Annotated in this window: 15 protein-coding genes; 5 read left to right on the top strand and 10 right to left on the bottom strand. The window is 58.2% G+C overall.

Annotated elements, in window-relative coordinates; all coding sequences use genetic code 11:
• Positions 1-125 precede the first annotated feature (125 nt).
• A complete protein-coding gene (locus tag FQK12_RS13535) occupies positions 126-1055 on the bottom strand; it encodes a sugar kinase (RefSeq protein ID WP_014227164.1) in 930 nt (309 codons plus the stop codon).
• Between the two features lie 195 nt (positions 1056-1250).
• On the opposite strand from FQK12_RS13535, the gene FQK12_RS13525 reads away from it, so the two are divergent.
• On the top strand, positions 1251-3302 hold the full coding sequence (locus FQK12_RS13525) for an AsmA family protein (RefSeq protein WP_014839740.1): 2052 nt from the start codon (positions 1251-1253) through the stop codon (positions 3300-3302).
• Positions 3303-3351: 49 nt separating this feature from the next.
• Here the strand turns inward: FQK12_RS13525 and FQK12_RS13520 are convergent, their stop codons facing one another.
• The 3 genes from FQK12_RS13520 to FQK12_RS13510 form a co-directional block, all read right to left on the bottom strand.
• Complete coding sequence (locus tag FQK12_RS13520) at positions 3352-4674, bottom strand: MFS transporter (protein WP_004126314.1); 1323 nt, start codon at positions 4672-4674, stop codon at positions 3352-3354.
• Positions 4675-4944: 270 nt separating this feature from the next.
• On the bottom strand, positions 4945-5976 hold the full coding sequence (gene yhjD / locus FQK12_RS13515; RefSeq protein WP_004134249.1) for an inner membrane protein YhjD: 1032 nt from the start codon (positions 5974-5976) through the stop codon (positions 4945-4947).
• Between the two features lie 269 nt (positions 5977-6245).
• Complete coding sequence (locus FQK12_RS13510; RefSeq protein WP_014227163.1) at positions 6246-7145, bottom strand: LysR family transcriptional regulator; 900 nt, start codon at positions 7143-7145, stop codon at positions 6246-6248.
• Positions 7146-7264: 119 nt separating this feature from the next.
• On the opposite strand from FQK12_RS13510, the gene FQK12_RS13505 reads away from it, so the two are divergent.
• On the top strand, positions 7265-8023 hold the full coding sequence (locus FQK12_RS13505; protein WP_014227162.1) for an SDR family NAD(P)-dependent oxidoreductase: 759 nt from the start codon (positions 7265-7267) through the stop codon (positions 8021-8023).
• 348 nt (positions 8024-8371) lie between these two features.
• Positions 8372-8980, top strand: coding sequence for a response regulator transcription factor (locus FQK12_RS13500; protein WP_038422949.1), 609 nt, complete (start codon positions 8372-8374; stop codon positions 8978-8980).
• Here FQK12_RS13500 and FQK12_RS13495 read toward each other — a convergent pair.
• The 4 genes from FQK12_RS13495 to FQK12_RS13480 all read right to left on the bottom strand — a co-directional run bounded on the left by FQK12_RS13495 (position 8977) and on the right by FQK12_RS13480 (position 13143).
• The gene (locus tag FQK12_RS13495; RefSeq protein WP_014227160.1) at positions 8977-9405 is read right to left on the bottom strand and encodes a lysozyme; all 429 of its coding nucleotides are present in this window, start codon (positions 9403-9405) and stop codon (positions 8977-8979) included. The two genes, FQK12_RS13500 and FQK12_RS13495, sit on opposite strands and share 4 nt — an antisense overlap.
• A gap of 53 nt (positions 9406-9458) precedes the next feature.
• On the bottom strand, positions 9459-10007 hold the full coding sequence (locus FQK12_RS13490) for a GNAT family N-acetyltransferase (RefSeq protein WP_014227159.1): 549 nt from the start codon (positions 10005-10007) through the stop codon (positions 9459-9461).
• Positions 10008-10075: 68 nt separating this feature from the next.
• Entirely contained in the window at positions 10076-11728 is a 1653-nt protein-coding gene (locus FQK12_RS13485; protein ID WP_014227158.1) for an alpha,alpha-trehalase, read from the bottom strand.
• A gap of 266 nt (positions 11729-11994) precedes the next feature.
• Positions 11995-13143, bottom strand: coding sequence for an iron-containing alcohol dehydrogenase (locus FQK12_RS13480; protein WP_014227157.1), 1149 nt, complete (start codon positions 13141-13143; stop codon positions 11995-11997).
• Between the two features lie 121 nt (positions 13144-13264).
• Here FQK12_RS13480 and FQK12_RS13475 point away from each other — a divergent pair, with 121 nt between their 5' ends.
• Positions 13265-13888, top strand: coding sequence for a glutathione S-transferase family protein (locus tag FQK12_RS13475; RefSeq protein ID WP_014227156.1), 624 nt, complete (start codon positions 13265-13267; stop codon positions 13886-13888).
• 53 nt (positions 13889-13941) lie between these two features.
• On the opposite strand, the gene gorA is transcribed toward FQK12_RS13475, so the two are convergent.
• Positions 13942-15294 (bottom strand): glutathione-disulfide reductase, encoded by a 1353-nt coding sequence (gorA, locus tag FQK12_RS13470; RefSeq protein WP_014227155.1) that lies wholly within the window; start codon positions 15292-15294, stop codon positions 13942-13944.
• 71 nt (positions 15295-15365) lie between these two features.
• Complete coding sequence (locus FQK12_RS13465; protein ID WP_009651758.1) at positions 15366-16208, bottom strand: 23S rRNA (adenine(2030)-N(6))-methyltransferase RlmJ; 843 nt, start codon at positions 16206-16208, stop codon at positions 15366-15368.
• A gap of 309 nt (positions 16209-16517) precedes the next feature.
• Between FQK12_RS13465 and FQK12_RS13460 the strand changes: the two genes are divergently transcribed.
• Positions 16518-17789 (top strand): acid phosphatase, encoded by a 1272-nt coding sequence (locus FQK12_RS13460; RefSeq protein ID WP_014227154.1) that lies wholly within the window; start codon positions 16518-16520, stop codon positions 17787-17789.
• The last annotated feature ends 35 nt before the right edge of the window (positions 17790-17824 follow it).

Genomic DNA, 17824 nt, shown 5'->3' with positions numbered 1-17824 from the left:
CCCGGTGATTTTCCCGGAGGCGGCGCTGGCGCGCCTTGTCCGGTCTAATGCCAGTGCCAGACAGTAGCCCGGCTACGCGCAGCGCCAGCCGGGATTCTCGCAGGCGGGCGTAACGCAATCGAAAATTACTGCGGCATCGCCTCGCGCGGGATAATCGCGCCGCGATACTGGATCACCGTGCTGGCGGTCAGGTGTCCGCGTTTTGCCGCAGATTCGGCGTCGCCGCCGGTCAGGCGTACGGCCAGGTAGCCGGCGCTGAACGAATCGCCCGCCGCCGTGGTATCAACCACTTTCTCTTTCGGCAGCTTAACGGCCGGGACTTCCCGCAGCGGCTGGCCGGCAATCGCCACCAGGCAGGAGTCTGCGCCGCGCTTAACCACCACTTCTTCAACGCCGGCGGCGTGGGTGCGGGCAATCACTTCCGCAACCGGCTTCTCGCCCCACAGCGCGTCTTCGTCATCGAGGGTCAGGAACGCGATGTCGGTGCAGGCCAGCATCTGCTGATAAACCCGCTGCGTCTCCTCTTTGCTGCTCCACAGGCGCGGACGATAGTTATTATCAAAGATAACCTTGCCGCCGTTCGCCCGGCATTCCCGCAGCAGGGTCAGCAGCTTCTCGCGGCTGGTCGGGCTGAGGATCGCCAGGCTGATCCCGCTAAGATACAGATAATCAAAGGTCGCCAGCTCTTCGCAGATGGTCGCAGACTGCTCGCTCTCCAGCCAGAACTTCGCCGCGGCTTCGTTGCGCCAGTAGTAAAAGGTGCGCTCGCCGCTCTCGTCGGTTTCGATGTAGTAGAGGCCCGGTAAACGGTCGGCCATGCGCTGAATCAGGTCAGTCTGAACGTTCTCGCTCTGCCAGGATTCGAGCATCTGCTGGCTGAAGGTGTCCGTGCCCAGGGCGGTAACGTAGTGCACGCCCAGCGCGCTGGCGTCGGTCTGGCGAGCGATGTAGACGGAAGTGTTTAAGGTGTCGCCGCCAAAGCCGCGATTAACCGCTGCGCCTTTCTCTGACAGCTCAATCATGCATTCGCCAATGACGGCAATTTTCTTCGACATAGTGATGACCTGAAATTAAATCAATATTAACCCTAGTGTGCGCTGGGGCGCTTTGATGGTCAATGATATTAAAACAACGTTCCATTATTTTTTTGACCTGACGCGGATTATGTGACGAAAACCTCATTCGGCGGAGCAAATGGCGTTTCTCAACTATATTCAGGAGTGACGAGACGCAAAAGGAGTGCAGAAGGGATGAGCAGAACCCGAAAAACCGTGGCTATTATCCTGGGAACGATTGTCGTACTGATCGTTCTGTTTTTTATCGTGCTGGCGACCTTTGACTGGAACCGCCTGAAGCCGACGATCAACCAGAAAGTCTCTGCCGAGCTGAACCGCCCGTTCGCGATTCGCGGCGATCTGGGCGTCGTCTGGGAACGCCAGCCCGGCGAGAGCGGCTGGCGAAGCTGGATCCCCTGGCCGCACGTTCATGCCGAAGATATCGTCCTTGGCAACCCCCCTGATATCCCGCAGGTCACGATGGTCCACCTGCCGCGCGTTGAGGCGACTCTCGCCCCGCTGGCGCTGCTCAGCAAAACGGTCTATCTGCCGTGGATTAAGCTTGAACAGCCCGACGCGCGGCTGATCCGACTGTCGGAGAAGAGCAACAACTGGACTTTCGACCTGGCTTCGGCGGGGTCGTCGGAGAAAGATGCGGCGCCTTCCAGCTGGTCTTTCCGCCTCGACAATATTCTTTTCGATCGCGGCAAGATTGCCGTTGATGACAAAGTGTCGCGCGCTGACGTGACGATCGTGGTTGATCCGCTCGGTAAGCCGCTGGCGTTCAGTGAAGTGACCGGCGAGAAGGGGAAAGGGCAGCCGCAGAAAGTGGGCGATTACGTCTTCGGCCTGCAGGCGAAAGGGAGCTATAACGGACAGCCGCTCTCCGGTAGCGGCAAAATCGGCGGCATGCTGGCGCTGCGCAGCGAAGGGACGCCGTTCCCCCTGCAGGGGGATTTTCGTTCCGGCAATACCCGGGTCGCGTTTACCGGCACGGTCAGCGATCCGCTTAACCTCGGCGGCGTCGATCTGCGGCTGAAGTTTTCCGGGGACTCGCTGGGCGATCTCTATGACCTGACCGGCGTGCTGCTGCCGGATACGCCGGCCTTTTCGACCGACGGGCATCTGCGGGCCACCTTCAAGGAGAAAAACGGTTCACGCTTCGCCTATCAGGATTTTAATGGCCGCATCGGCGAGAGCGATATCCACGGCTCGCTGACTTACACCACCGGTAAACCCCGGCCTAAGCTGGAGGGCGACCTTGAATCCAGACAGTTAAGGCTGGCGGATCTGGGGCCGCTGATTGGCGTCGACTCCGGCGGTAAAGGCAGCCAGACCGAACGGCGCAAAGGCGAGGCCTCCCCGCAGCCGGCCGGAAAAGTGTTGCCATATGACCGCTTTGAAACCGATAAGTGGCAGGTGATGGATGCCGATGTGCGCTTTAAAGGACGGCGCATTGAGCACGGCGGCACGCTCCCCATCAGCGACCTCTCCACCCACGTGATCCTCGAACGGGGCGACCTGCGCCTGCAGCCGCTGCGTCTGGGGCTGGCCAACGGCACGATTGCCGGCAGCATTCATCTTGAAGGGGATAAAAAACCGCTGCAGGGGACGGCGAACCTGCAGGCGCGCCGCCTGAAGCTGAAAGCGCTGATGCCAAACGTGGAGATGATGCAGAAAACCCTCGGCGAAATGAACGGCGATGTGCAGCTTCGCGGCACCGGCAACTCCGTCGCCGCGCTGCTGGGCAACAGTAACGGTAACCTGAAGCTGCTGATGAACGACGGTTTAATTAGCCGCAACCTGATGGAGATCCTCGGCCTGAACGTCGGTAACTTTATCATCGGGCAGATCTTTGGCGATGATGAGGTGCGGGTGAACTGCGCGGCGGCCAATATCGACGTGGTCAACGGCGTCGCCCGGCCGCAGGTGTTTGCCTTTGATACGGAAAACGCGCTGATCAACGTCACCGGTACCGCCAGCTTTGCCTCAGAGCAGCTGGACCTCACTATCGATCCGGAGAGTAAGGGCTTTCGCATTATCACCCTGCGTTCACCGCTCTACGTGCGCGGCACCTTTAAGTCGCCGAATGCGGGCGTGAAGGCGGGGCCGCTGATTGCCCGCGGCGCGGTAGCGGCAGCGCTGGCGACCCTGGTGACGCCGGCCGCCGCGCTGCTGGCGCTGATCTCACCCGCCGAAGGCGAGGCGAACCAGTGTCGGGCAATTCTGTCGCAGATGAAAAAATAGTCGGCAAGGAGACGCCCCTCGCCGGATGGCCAGGGGCGTGGAGGGAGAGTTACAGCGATTGGTGACGCGTTTCGTGAGTCAGCAGCAGCGCGATCATCGTCAGCGCCGCCATGGCGGCCAGATAGAGCCCTACCGCAGGCAGACCGTAGTTGCCCTGCAGCCAGGCGGCGATGTACGGCGCCACGGACGCCCCGAGGATCGACGAGACGTTATAGGAGAACGATGCGCCGGTATAGCGAACTTCCGTCGGGAACAGCTCCGGCAGCAGCGCGCCCATGGGGCCAAAGGTCAGCCCCATCAGGCTCAGGCCAATCAGCAGGAAGGCAAAGACCAGCAGCGGGTTGCCGGAGCCGAGCAGCGGTTTAAAGGCAAACAGCGCGAAGAGGATGATCAGGGTCGTAATCACGACCATGCTCTTACGACGGCCGAATGCATCCGCCAGCAGGCCCGCCACCGGTACCATCACGCCAAAACCGATAACCGCCATCATCAGCATCCACAGCACTTCGTTACGCGGCAAGCCGAGGCCAATCGGCGCGGCGGCGGTGCTGAAGGTCATGGAGTAGACGGTCATGATGTAAAACAGCGTATAGGTCGCCAGCATGATAAAGGTGCCGAGAACGGTGACGCGCACGTGTTTGGTCAGCAGCGTGCCCAGCGGGATTTTGACCTGTTTTTTCGCGGCGGCTACCTTAGCGAACACCGGCGACTCGTGCAGCGAAACGCGGACGTACAGGCCGATAATGACCAGCACGGCGGAGAAGATAAACGGCATACGCCAGCCCCATTCCATAAACTGCTGGTCGGTCAGCAGCCAGGAGAGCAGCAGGAAGGTGCCGTTTGCGAAGAAGAAGCCGATAGGCGCGCCCAGCTGCGGAAATGAGCCATACAGCGCGCGCTTGCGCGGCGGGGCGTTTTCCGTTGCCAGCAGCGCCGCGCCGCCCCATTCGCCGCCAAGGCCGAGCCCCTGACCAAAGCGCGCCAGCGCCAGCAGCACCGGTGCCATAATGCCAATGGTTTCATAGCCGGGCAGCAGGCCGATAACCACGGTGGAGATCCCCATCGTCAGCAGCGAGGCGACGAGGGTCGCTTTACGGCCTACGCGGTCGCCGAAGTGGCCAAAGACCGCTGAACCGATAGGGCGCGCAATAAAGGCGATAGCGAAGGTCGCCAGCGATTGTAGCGTCGCGGCGGCGGGATCGCCCTGCGGGAAGAAAATGTGCGGGAATACGATAACCGCCGCGGTGGCATAGATGTAGAAGTCGAAGAACTCGATGGCGGTACCAATGAGTGAGGCGACGACGACTTTATTGCGTGAGTTAACCGGAACGGTGTCCTGCGCGTTGTCGAGTGTTGTGGCTGTGGCTTGCATAGATCTTTCTTATTTTTTGCGAACGAAAGGCCATATAGCCACAGCCTTGGGGACATTTCAATCTGTAACAAGGGGCGAGAGAGGCGAAAAAAGAAGCAAAAAGTGAATAATTTCTGTGCCAGAAAAATAACTTCTATGAAATGCTTCACAAAATTCAAATAATGGTCGATAAAACCAGGTTTAGGTTAAATAAAAGTTACATGTTGGATTTATATGCTGAAATGCCAGGTTGGGCTGAATTTTGCGTCTTTTATTCAGCCCAGTGATGGTTTAGTCGTGGGCTTTGCCCGGCATCCGGCGGTCGTCTTTATATTCGGCGGTGGCAATCCATGCGGCGCAGAACAGCGTCAGGCGGGCGAAAAAATAGAAGAAGGCCATTATCCCCAACACCGAACCGAATGCCGCCCCGGATGGGGATTTCACCAGCGCCGGTAGCGTCCAGGTCATAATGATTTTGATTATCTCAAAGCCGACGGCCGCAATCAGGGTGCCGCGAATCAGCGCCTTACGGCGAGGGCGGTGGCGCGGGAGTCGCCAGAAAATCCAGAAAAACAGCAGATAGTTGGCGAAGATGGAAATCGCGAGGCCAATCAGCCGCCACGCCGGTTTCAGCCACTCGATATAATCAAGATAAAGCGCCGAGATAATCATCTGCTGGGCCGAGCCGGCGATAGAGGTGATCGACAAGGTAATGACCAGCGCAACCAGCAGGCCGATCAGCGAGATAAAGTCGCGGAAATACTTAACCCAAATTTTCTCCTGATCCTGCGGCGTGCGTTCCCAGACGTCGCGCGACTGGGCGCGAATGGCCTCACGCAGGTTGCCCATCCAGTTAATGCCGGAGTAGAGCGCCACCAGCAGACCCACAATACCGACGGCGGTACGCTGCTGTACGGCGGTATTGATGGTATTTTTCAGCGTTGCCGCCAGCGTCGGGTCGCTAACGTTAAGCAGGATTTTATCGAAGATGTCCTGTAGCAGCGTGGGATGCGAGGCGAGAACAAAACCGGCGGCCGCAAAAGAGACCATCAGAATTGGGATCATCGATAAAAACGAGAAGTAGGTGATTGCCGCGCCAAACTGATTACCCAGCCTGTCGTTAAAGCGCTCCGCGGCGCGGATGATATGGGCGACCATATGGTTACGCTGAACTTTTTCCGCCGTTCCGGTGACGCTTTTCAGCGCCTGGTTGGCTTTTTTCGCCACGGTAGAGTCGTTTATCGCAGCCATCGCGCTTTTGTTTTTATCCGGCTGCTGGCCCGGATCCTCGGTTGGGCGTTGAGCGTCGTTTTCCGGCGTCATAAATTATTTCTTCCTTTTTTACAGCGATATTCTTCAAAAATTATATACGTAAAATCACGGATGGGGCGTATCGGGGGTATCGGACGTCGGAATCTGCGAATCACTGAAGCGCTTTCTTGTGTTATTCCCCGGCTGCGCTGCGTTTGTATCGGTCTGGGAGAATTTGATAATGGCATGATATTGTTGGTTTTTACGCCATGCAAAGCGTCAGCCAGCACCCGGCAGGGAATATCGGCACGCTCTCAAATACAGATTTTTCATTATTCGGCCTAATCAACGTAGTTTTTCATTAAGCCGCCCAGCCACTCCATAAACAGATGTACCCGGCGCGAGAGATTACGCCGGTGCGGATAAATGAGCGACACCGGCAGCGGCTCGGCGCGGTAGTGGGGCAGAATTTCTATCAGCTCGCCGGTGCGCAGCCATTCCCGAACCCCCACCCGCGGCACCTGAATAATGCCCAGCCCCGCCAGGCACGACGCCTGATAGGTCTCGGTGCTGTTCACCGTCAAGACGCCGCCGGTTTTGATCCAGCGGACGGCGCCCTCGCTGACCACTTCGAAGCCCAGCGGGCGCACCCCGAGGCTGCTTGCGTAGTGGATCAGCGCATGATCGGCGAGATCGTCCAGCGATTGCGGATAGCCGAAGCGCGTCAGGTACTGCGGGCTGGCGCAGTTGATTTGCGTTAGCTTGCCCAGCGGCCGCGCGATGAGCCCGGAATCTTTCAGCGTACCGACGCGCACCACGCAGTCAAAGCCCTCGCGAACCACGTCGACTAACCGATCGCTGCTGCTGAGCTCCAGTTCGATGCCGGGATACTGCTGCAGAAATGCCGGCAGCTGTGGAATGACCAGCTTTTTCGCTACGGCGACGGGCATATCAACCCGCAGACGCCCGCTGATGCTGGAGGGGTCAAGCTGAAACATGCCGTCCAGCTCTTCAAGATTGCTGAGCAGGTCTCTGGCGCGTTCGTAATAAACCATACCGTCCTGCGTCAGCTGTACCCGGCGGGTTGTGCGATGCAGCAGACGAACCCCAAGGTGGCTCTCCAGCGCCTGAATTTGGCGCGAGACGCTTCCTTTCGGCAGGCCAAGGGTATCGGCGGCGCGGGAAAAACTTTCCAGCTCCGCGACTCTGATGAACAGCTGCATTGCGTGAATTTTATCCATGCCGGCGGCCTATTGTTGTTTTTAATGAAACAGTAAAACGTAATTTGCCATATTTATTGTTTTTATAGCAGCTAATAAGCTCTTCAACGATGCAAACGCAACCAAGAAGGGGTTTTCTGATGACGCAACGTATCGCTTTAGTCACCGGCGGTAGCCGTGGACTGGGAAAAAACGCCGCATTGAAGCTGGCGGCAAAGGGAACCGATATTATTCTGACCTGGCACAGTAACCCGCAGGCGGCGCTGGACGTGGTGGCTGAAATTGAGCAAAAAGGCGTGAAAGCCGCGGCATTACCGCTAAACGTCGGTGATGTTGGCAGTTTCGACAGTTTTGCTCAGAAGGTAAGAGAAGTGCTTCAGCAGCGTTGGCAGCGGGAGACCTTCGACTATTTATTGAACAATGCCGGAATTGGCCTGAATATTCCCTTTGCTGAAACCAGCGAGGCGCAGTTTGATGAATTAATGAACATCCAGTTTAAGGGGCCGTTTTTCCTTACCCAACGCCTGCTGCCGTTATTGCAGTACGGGGGGCGGATCCTCAACGTTTCCAGCGGACTGGCGCGTTTCGCGCTGCCGGGCTATGCGGCCTACGCCTCAATGAAAGGCGCGATGGAGGTGCTGACGCGCTACCAGGCGAAGGAGCTGGGAGAACGCGGAATTTCGGTCAATATTATTGCGCCCGGCGCGATTGAAACCGATTTTGGCGGCGGTGTGGTCAGGGATAACGCGCAGGTGAATCAGCATATTGCCGCGCAAACGGCGCTCGGAAGAGTGGGGCTGCCGGATGATATTGGCGATGCCATCGCCGCGCTGCTTAGCGATGATCTGCGCTGGATGAACGCCCAGCGCGTAGAAGTCTCCGGTGGGATGTTCTTGTAATCCCGCGCCCCTCCATAGAGTATGGAGGGGCTAACGTATTTCATGCGCTTTCTTATTTCGTAACAGACTTTCCTCATTTCGCCATCGCCTGCGTTTCCGGCTTCGTTTAAACTAGAAAATTAGTATTATTTTATTTTTCCTTGCCCGCATAATTAAGGATTTCCTTAATTCAAATGTAATAAATATTGTGGACAAGTAATGGGGCCAATAAGCCCTGTAACTATTCATTGTTATGATATTTCGTTCATCTCCCCTATCGGTAAAATGCCCCAGGCCAAACGGCGCGTTGTTATTTATTTTGGCTGATGTTGCCCTTTCGTCGGGCATTTATTTATTGGAGCGAAACCCATGCAGGTACTCATGTTTGACAGGCAGTCGATATTTATTCATGGAATGAAAATTGGCCTCCAGCAATACATTCCAGAGATTGATATTTTTGGCACCTGTCAGGCTGAACAGCTCTGGCAGAAGCTGACGGCGCATCCTGACGCGCTGCTCATGCTGGACGGGGATATGCACGGTGAGTTTTGCTGTTGGCTGCTGGAGGAAAAACAGCGTCGCTTTCCGCACGCTCAGGTCCTGCTGATCGTTTCTGACGATAATAAGGGCTGGCTACAGCGCGCGCTGTCTTATAATGTGCGGGCCATCGTGCAGCGCGAGGAAAGTTTGCCCACTTTCGCTCAGACCATCAATCGTCTCCGGCGGGGGCTGCCCTGCTTGCCGGACGATGGATTAATAATGGCGGAGGTGAGCGATAATAAACGGGTTCATTTGAGCCAGCGCCAGCGTGAGATTTTGCAGCTGCTGGCCGCCGGTGACTCTAATAAACAGATTAGCCGGACGTTAAATATCAGCACCGGCACGGTAAAGGCCCATCTTGAGTCGCTGTACCGTCGGCTGGACGTGAAGAATCGTACCCAGGCGGCGATGGTTTTTCATCGCGTCAGCGAAACTTAATCGGCTCTGTTTTTGAATCTTGCGCACTCTTCGCGCCGCTGTTCGCGGCCGATGCGAATATTTTCCCATGCGCTCAGCGCATCAGCGAACCGCTGATGGTTAAGATGGGTCAGGACGGTATCAAGCGCCGGAGACGCCGCCCCGCAGCTAAAGGCTAACGAGACCAGCGCATCATATTGCGCTTGATTAAGCGTGACCCGGAGCCTGCGCTTAAGTTCGCGCTGGCACTGCAGAAGATCGACGATAAGCAGAGTCTCCGCGATCTCGCGCGTGAAGTGAGGGAACGATTCGTAATCATTGAGAACGTGGCCGTAGCCAATCACGCGCAGGCCGCTTTCGTCCCGATAGGGGGCGAGCGCTAACCCCTGCATTCGCTTAATAAACTCCAGCCCGTGCAGGCTTAGCGGCGGTATGGTTGGGGACATTTATCGCTTCCTCTGTTGTCGGCCTGCAGTGTAGAGGAAAAGCGCGTCGCGCCCTATTCGCCAGATGGCCCAGGCTGGTGGTAATCGCGGCGCAGCAGTCCAAACAGCCAATCGTTGTGCCAGCGACCGTTGAGCCAGTAGCAGTCGCGCAGCTCGCCCTCCTGGTGAAAACCGACCTTTTGCAGCAGATTTTTTGACGCCAGATTGCCCGCGGTGACGGTTGCCGTCAGCCGCCGGATGCCGCCGGCGGAGAAAGCGTAATCGCACAGCGCGCGCAGAGACTCATAGCCGTAACCTTTGCCCTGCGCCCGGGGAGCGAACAGAAAACCCGCTTCAGCGCTATCGGGAGCGTGATGCTGATAGCCGGTGAGGCCCAGGGGAGCGTGGGTGTAGCGGTCGCGCACTACCAGGCACAGCCAGTGGGCAGCGCCCGGCGACCACGCGGGAAGCCGGGCATCAAAAGCGTCGCGAATGTCCGCTACCGGGCGGGGATCCGCGACGTAAAGCATCACCTGGGGGTCTTGCTGTAAGCTGAGAAAAAAGGGCCAGTCGTCAAGCTGCAGCGGCGAGCAGCGCAGACGTGGGGTAACCAGTTCAGGCATAGCTGGGCTTCCGGCGAAAGTCGATGCCATGAACATAGCAGGACATCGACCGCGGGAATAGTCCGCTTTTACAACGGTTCGCCGTACAGGCCGATAAGCCGGCGCACCACGCCATTCGTCCAGCCAAAGCCATCCTGGAGCGGATATTCACCGCCTCCGCCTTCATGGGGGGTGGCGCTGGCGATATGGTACTTTTCAATCAGCTTATAGTGCTGTTTATAGAAATGATTCACCGTTTGCAGCCAGCTTTGGGCTATCTCATCGCCCAGGGGATCCTGGCCGTACATTTTAAAACCCTGTACCGCCATCCACTGCAGCGGCGCCCAGCCGTTGGGCTTATCCCACTGCTCACCGCTTTGATATTCCGTCGCCATAATACCGCCGGGGGTGAGCAGGCGGGCGCGTACCGCGTCGGCGAGCCTGTCGGCCTGTTCATGGGTCGCCATGCCGACATACAGCGCGACGAGGCTGGCGGCGGAAAACAGCGCCAGCTGCTCGCGGCGCCAGTCGTAATCGCGGAAACAGCCGCTTTCGTCATCCCACAGATAGCGGGTTACCGCCGCCCTGCGCTCGCTGGCCTTCTGGCGAAAAGCGGCCTCTGTTTCCCGGTCGCCCTTCAGGCCGGAGAGGTTGGCGATGGTGTTCTCCAGCTTGAACAGGAAGGCGTTCAAATCAATGGGGATAAACTGGGTGGTACGGATGCTCGCCAGCCGGGTGATATCCCGCAGCCAGCGGCTGGAGTAATCCCAGCCGGACTCCGCCCCGGCGCGCAGGTCGCGATAGACCTCGTTCGGCGGGCGCCCGGAGTGCTTCGCCGTTTCGACATCTTCCCGCCATGACTCATCGCGCGGCGTATCGCGATCGTCCCAGTAGCGGTTCAGCAGCGAGCCGTCCGGCATCCGCACCACGTGACGGTAGGCCTGGTTGGGGATCAGCGATTCCGCGCCGTCCATCCAGAAGCTGTACTCCATCCGCAGATGGTCAAGGTATCGTTTGGCGCCGCGAACCCCATCCTCTTCAAACAGTTCGACCATCAGGGCAAACACCGGCGGCTGCGAGCGGCTGAGATAGTAGGTGCGGTTGCCGTTAGGAATATGGCCGTAGATTTCAATCATCCACGCGAAGTTGTCGGCCATGCATTTCAGCAGGTCTTCGCGGCCGCTTTCCGCCAGCCCCAGCATGGTGAAGTAGGAATCCCAGTAGTAGGTTTCGCTAAACCGCCCGCCAGGCACAATATAAGACTGCGGCAGCGCCAGCAGCGACGACCAGGGAATATGATCCTGCGGCTCGCGGGTCAGGACGGGCCACAGATTATCAATATGCTCCTTTAACGATCGCGTGGGATCGGAGACGTAATCCTCGGCGCGGTTTTCCGGCAGCCAGAAGTGGTCTTCAACAAACTGACGGAGATCGAATCCGGGGGTGCGCCGGACGCGACGGTAGTGAATCAAAATATCCAGCGGGTCCTGCTTCGGCGCGCAGTCGGGGAAGGTTTTGCTATCGGCGAAAATTCGCGACTTCTGGACGTGAGCGAACAGTTCCAGATAGCGATCGGCAGGGGTCAGGGCATCCGAGGCGGGCAGCCCTTCGATGATCTCCGGTTCGGGTTCGGCGTCGAACATTTCATCCAGCTTTAACTCATACGGATCGGCTTCGTAGCACGGATCGATTTCGATCCTGAGCTCATCGTCATCAACGTTGCGTAATTTCTGGCTGAACATAGTGGTACGGACCTCCGGATTGCGTCAGTAGAGGATGCCGGGCGCGCCCGACCTGTCTATTAAGCTTAGACATTCGCAGCGGGAAACGAAAAGAGAAGTGTGCGGTAGATCACGCTTTGTTCTAAACCGTCTGCCCGGGGTTTCTGCTTTAACTCGTTGACCTGGAGCATTAAAACCGTTTTAACCGCTTCGTATTGCGCCGAAAAATTCGGAGATTTCGTTTTGCAACAAAATCTAAATTTCCAGGCGCTTTAGCGATTAAGCCATTACTCCCACGCGGCCTCCAGCATTTCCAGCAGCTGCTCGCTGGTCAGCATAACCGGGTTAGCCTTCATGGAGGATGAGCTGCTGGCGGCGAGGGCCGCGGGTTCCAGCGCTTCGCGGGGGACGCCGAGCTCGCACAGATTGCCCAGACCGGATCGCTGGCTCCACTCGCGCAGGCTCTCCCAGGCGCTGTTTGGATCGGCGTCCAGCCCGGCGGCCAGCCACTGGCGTACGTCGGCAAAACGCTGGCGGAGGCGTTCGTCGCTAATTTGCGTTTCATTGAGCGCCAGGCCGAAGGGAAGCAGGCTGCCGCAAAGCGCGCCGTGGGGGGCGTTGCTCAGACCGCCTAATGGGCCCGCAAGACCGTGAATGACGCCGAGACCGGCGTTGGCTAACGCCAGCCCGCCGCACAGGCTGACCCATGCCATCTCATCGCGGCTATCCGGACACTCTTTGGCCATCAGCGTTCTGAGCGCTTTGATGCCGCGTGGGATCGCCTCCCGGCAGAGAGCGTCGGTAAAAGGATTCGCCCGGGCGCACAGCCAGGGCTCAATCACCTGGGTGAGGGCATCCAGGCCGGAAGCGAGGGTCACCGCGCGCGGGGTGTTGTCGGTGAGCGACGGGTCGACAATCGCCAGGTCCGGCAGCATACGGTCGTCGCGCAGGCTGACCTTGCGCTGCTGCTCGGGGACGTTGATCACCGCGTTCTTTGTGACTTCCGCTCCGGTACCGGCCGTGGTGGGGATGGCGACGAACGGCAGCGGATTGGCTTCTAACAGGCGCCCGGTACCCACCACTTCCAGATACTCGATCGCGGGCCCCTGCGCGGGAACCAGCGCCGCAATCGCTTTGCCGGCATCTATCACCGCGCCGCCGCCGAGGCTGACCACCGCGCCGACGCCTCTTTCCCGCGCCAGACGAACGCCCCGTTCAATATCCTGCAGGTCGGGTTCATGGGCGATAGACAGCGTGGTGACGTTCAGCTGGTGAGCGTGGAGTTCGCTTAATAAGAACGCCGCGCGCTGCAGGCTGGCGCCGTGAATCAGCAGTATCTGTGCGGAGCGGGCGGCGAGCCAGGGGGCGGCGCTGAGAGCAAGGCCGCGTCCAAAGCGGATATTGCCCGGTGTTAAAACGTTAAAAGAGGTCAACATGTCGGGTAACCTGTCCTGGAGAAAAATCGTGCAATCCACTATACACATTATCCGGCTGTACATGCGCCGCCGATGCAGTATTGTGAAACAAACATCTCTTTTGATTGAGGAATTGCTGACAATGCTAAAAATACTGGGCAAACGCTCATCAATTAACGTGCGCAAAGTGCTGTGGACCTGCGAAGAGGCGGGGCTTGAATATCAGCAGGAGGATTACGGCAGCGGGTTTCAGTCGATTGAGACCCCGGAGTTTCGCGCCCTTAATCCGAACAGCCTGGTGCCCGTGCTGCGGGATGACGACTTTGTGTTATGGGAGTCGAACAGCATCTGCCGCTATCTGGCGCGCAAAGCCGGGCGGGAAGACCTGCTCCCCACGGCGCCGCAGGCTGCCGCCGAGGTTGAGCACTGGATGGACTGGCAGGCAACGGAATTTAATACTGCCTGGCGCTATGCCTTTATGGGACTGGTACGCAAGGACCCGCGCTTTCAGGATCCGACGGCTATCAAAGAGAGCATTGCCGCCTGGACCCGCTGCGTGCAGATCGTCAATACGCAGCTGCAGCAAACCGGGGCATGGGTCGCCGGTAGCGAGTTTACGCTGGCGGATATTGTCCTTGGCCTGTCGGTGCATCGCTGGAAAATGACGCCGTTCGCCCATCCTGAAATGGCGGAAGTGGAGCGCTGGTATATGGCGCTGAATCAGCGGCCGGCGTTTAAGCGTCACGGGAATAACGGCGTGGCGTAGAGGCAAAAAAAAAGAAGCTCTCCGGAGCTTCTTTTTCAGGCATGGTGCGCGTCTTACCGCATCGTCACAAACTCTTCCGCGGCGGTTGGGTGGATCGCCACGGTATTGTCGAAGCCTTTCTTGGTTGCGCCCATCTTCAGCGCCACCGCGAAGCCCTGCAGCATCTCGTCCATCCCGAAGCCGATACCGTGAATACCGACAATCTTCTCTTCCGGGCCGACGCAGACCAGCTTCATGCGGCACGGCTGGCGGTGTGAGGTCACGGCGGTATACATGGCGGTGAAAGAGGATTTATACACTTTCACCGCTTCATCGCCGTACTGCTCGCGCGCCTGCGGCTCGGTTAAGCCGACGGTGCCGATAGGCGGATGGCTGAACACCACGGTCGGAATATTGCTGTAGTCCAGATGTTCGTCCGGCTTGTTGTTAAACAGACGCTCGGAGAGACGACGACCTGCGGCAACGGCGACCGGGGTCAGCTCGACGGCGCCGGTATTATCGCCGACGGCGTAAATACCCGGAACGTTGGTGTTCTGGAATTTATCGACGACGATATAGCCTTTATCGTTGGTTTCCACTCCGGTCGCGGCGAGGTTGAAGTTATCGGTTGCCGGTTCGCGACCGATCGCCCAAATCAGGCAGTCCACGGTCTGGCTGCGGCCATCTTCCAGTTCCAGGGTCAGGCTGCCGTCGGCGTTCTTCACAACCGCTTTCGGAATGGCATGGGTATGCAGCTGCGGGCCTTCGGCGTTCATCACCTCAACCAGCGTTTCCACGATCAGCGGATCGAAGCTACGCAGCGGCGCGTGTTTACGCACGAACAGGTGCGTCTCCGCGCCCAAGCCGTTAATCACGCCCGCCAGCTCAACGGCGATATAGCCCGCGCCGACAACCGCAACGCGTTTCGGCAGCGCCGGCAGTTCGAAGAAACCATCGGAATCAATGCCGTATTCGACGCCGGGGATATTCGGATGGCTCGGGCGGCCGCCGGTGGCGATCAGAATATGATCGGCGGTTATCGTCTCGCCATTAACTTCGATGGTTTTCGCATCGACAAAACGGGCGAAGCCTTTAATCACATCGACCTTATTTTTGCCCAGCACGTTATCGTAGGAGGTGTGGATACGATCGATATAGGCGCTACGGCTGGCGATCAGTTTGTCCCAGTCGAAGTGATTGATAGTGGTATCAAAACCGTAATCCGGACCATACAGATGGATGGCTTCACGGATCTGCGCCGCATGCCACATGACTTTTTTCGGCACGCAGCCGACGTTCACGCAGGTACCGCCCAGGTCTTTGGCTTCAATCAGCGCGCACTTCTGGCCGTACATAGCGGCACGGTTAATGGAGGCGATACCGCCGCTGCCGCCGCCAATGGCGATATAGTCATAATGCTTGCTCATGAGTCTTATCCTTAATGTCTGATTGGCGCGATTGTATACCTGAAATCAATAGTTTCCACCGATGACTGCGATTACTCAGGCACGATCCAGCTGACGGTGGTATGGCCGATGCCGGTCGGCACCAGCTTTTTATGCAGCCACGGCAGAACGTTGTTCATCTGCTGCTCCAGCTTCCACGGCGGGTTGATGACGATCATCCCGGAGGCGGTCATCCCGCGCTGGTCGCTGTCCGGACGCACCGCCAGCTCGATTTGCAGAATTTTGCGAATGCCGGTGGCCTCTAACTCTTTGATCATGCGCTTAATCTGCGCCCGTAGCACCACCGGATACCACAGCGCGTAGGTGCCGGTAGCAAAGCGTTTGTAGCCTTCATGAATACCGGTCACGACCGCCTGGTAGTCGCTTTTGATTTCGTAAGGCGGGTCGATCAGCACCAGTCCACGACGAGAAACCGGCGGCAGCTTCGACTTCAGCTGCTGATAGCCATCGGTTTTTTCAACCCGGGCGCGGTCGTCTTTCTGAAATTCGGCGCGCAGCAGCGGAAAATCGCTGGGATGCAGTTCGGTCATCTGCAGGCTGTCCTGCTCGCGCAGCAGCTGGCGGGCAATCAGCGGCGAGCCGGGGTAGTAGCGCAGCTGGCCGCTACGGTTGAAGTGCTGAACGACGGAGATATACGGCTCCAGCTCGGCGGGCAGGTCATCCTGCTGCCAGATGCGGGCGATGCCTTCGAGATATTCACCGGTACGCTCGGCGTGTTCGCTGCTCAGCTGATAGCGGCCTGCGCCGGCGTGGGTGTCCAGATAGAGAAACGGTTTTTCTTTCTCTTTGAGCGATTCAATGATCAGGCTCTGAACGGTGTGTTTAAGAACGTCGGCGTGGTTGCCTGCGTGAAAGCTATGACGATAACTGAGCATGGATACGGTGATTCCGGGATTGAGACAAGATGACCGATAGTTTACCGCAGATCGGCCTGGATTACCGCCGCGCTGTTTCCATTCCGCTTAAAGCGTTGCAAAACATAACCGTGTCATAAAAGCGTCAAACAGAAGGGCTAGCGTCACGTAAAGGCAAGGTAATGGTTTGAATTTACCCGTCATACTTCAAGCTGCTTATGTGTTGGCTACGTTCGCTCACCCCGGTCACATAGTTATCTATGCTCCCGGGGACTCACTCCCTTGCCGCCTTTAAGCAACTCGAATTATTTAGGGTATAAAAGGAAAATAATGAAACTGCACATCACGCTTCTCGCATCGGCGCTCGTGCTGGCGCTGCCGGCATTGGCGAAAGAGGTTCCTTTGAATCAGGCGGCGGCAATCGCCAACGGCGTGACGCCAGCCGCCGCCAGTCCGGCGTTTGACGCTCTGGAGAGCCAAAGCCTGTCGCAGCTGCGCAACGCGCTGAAGGGCGATGCGGCAACCCTGACTCGCGACCAGCTTGAACACGCCAGACAGAATAAAACTCAGGCGGATACCGCGTGGCTGAAGGCCAGCGGTTATGACTTCCAGACAAAAGCCAACCAGCAGGCGGGTATTGCGCTGCTCTCGGCGTTCACTGCGCTGCCGAAGGCGGTAATTGAGCAAAATCTGGCGACGGTCACCGCCATCAACCGCGATGCCGTACAGACCTCCCGCCATCAGGCGCTGGCGGATGCCGAGGGCATCAGCTATCTCTACTTCCTCAGCGATGCGCTGGGGCCGCGTCTCGGCAAAGCGTTCCTCGCCGCCTACGACAAAGGCGAGCTTGGTAAGGCGGCGGCGCTGATCAAAGCTTCGGAAGTGAGTACCGGGGCGGCGAAAAAGCACTTTAACAACCCGCGCCCGTTCCTGATTCAGGGCAATACCATCCATCTGGTGCCGGACGATGTGGTCGTTAAGGACAATAAGCCCTATACCGCCGACGGCGGCTCGTTTCCGAGCGGGCACACCAACACCGGCTATACCGACGCTCTGCTAATGGCGGAGATGATCCCGGAGCGCTTCGACGCGCTGGTGACGCGCGGCGCACGCTATGGCTATTCGCGCATCGTGCTGGGCGTGCACTATCCGCTGGACGTGATGGGGTCGCGGATGGTGGCGCAGCGCAATGTCGCCCACTACCTGAATGACGCGAAGTATCGCGGGCTGTTTAATGAGGCCCGCGACCAGCTGCGTACCGCGCTGGAGAAAGAGTGCGGCACGACGCTGGCGGAGTGCGCGAAAGTGCCTGCGAAAGACGATCCGTATCGCGACCCGGCGATGGTCGCGTTTTATCGCTTTACCATGACCTACGATCTGCCGCAGCAGAAGGGCGAAAAACAGAGCCTGAAGGTGCCGCAAGGGGCTGAAGTGCTGCTGGAGGCTGCGCTGCCGAATCTGTCCGCCGCGCAGCGTCGGGCGCTGATGGTCAAAACGGCGTTGCCCGCAGGGTATCCGCTTTCCGGTGATAACGACGCGCAGCAGTTCTGGCAGCGGCTGAATTTGCCAGCGGCGTATGCGATGGCGAATAAAGCGCATTAAACCTGGTGCAGTCCGGAGGCGGTGCTGGCGCACCT

The sequence above is a fragment of the Klebsiella sp. ME-303 genome, assembly GCF_007910085.1.
GTDB lineage: Bacteria > Pseudomonadota > Gammaproteobacteria > Enterobacterales > Enterobacteriaceae > Klebsiella > Klebsiella michiganensis.
The sequence above is the reverse complement of the archived record's forward strand: the minus strand, read 5'-3'. Positions and strand labels throughout refer to the sequence as shown.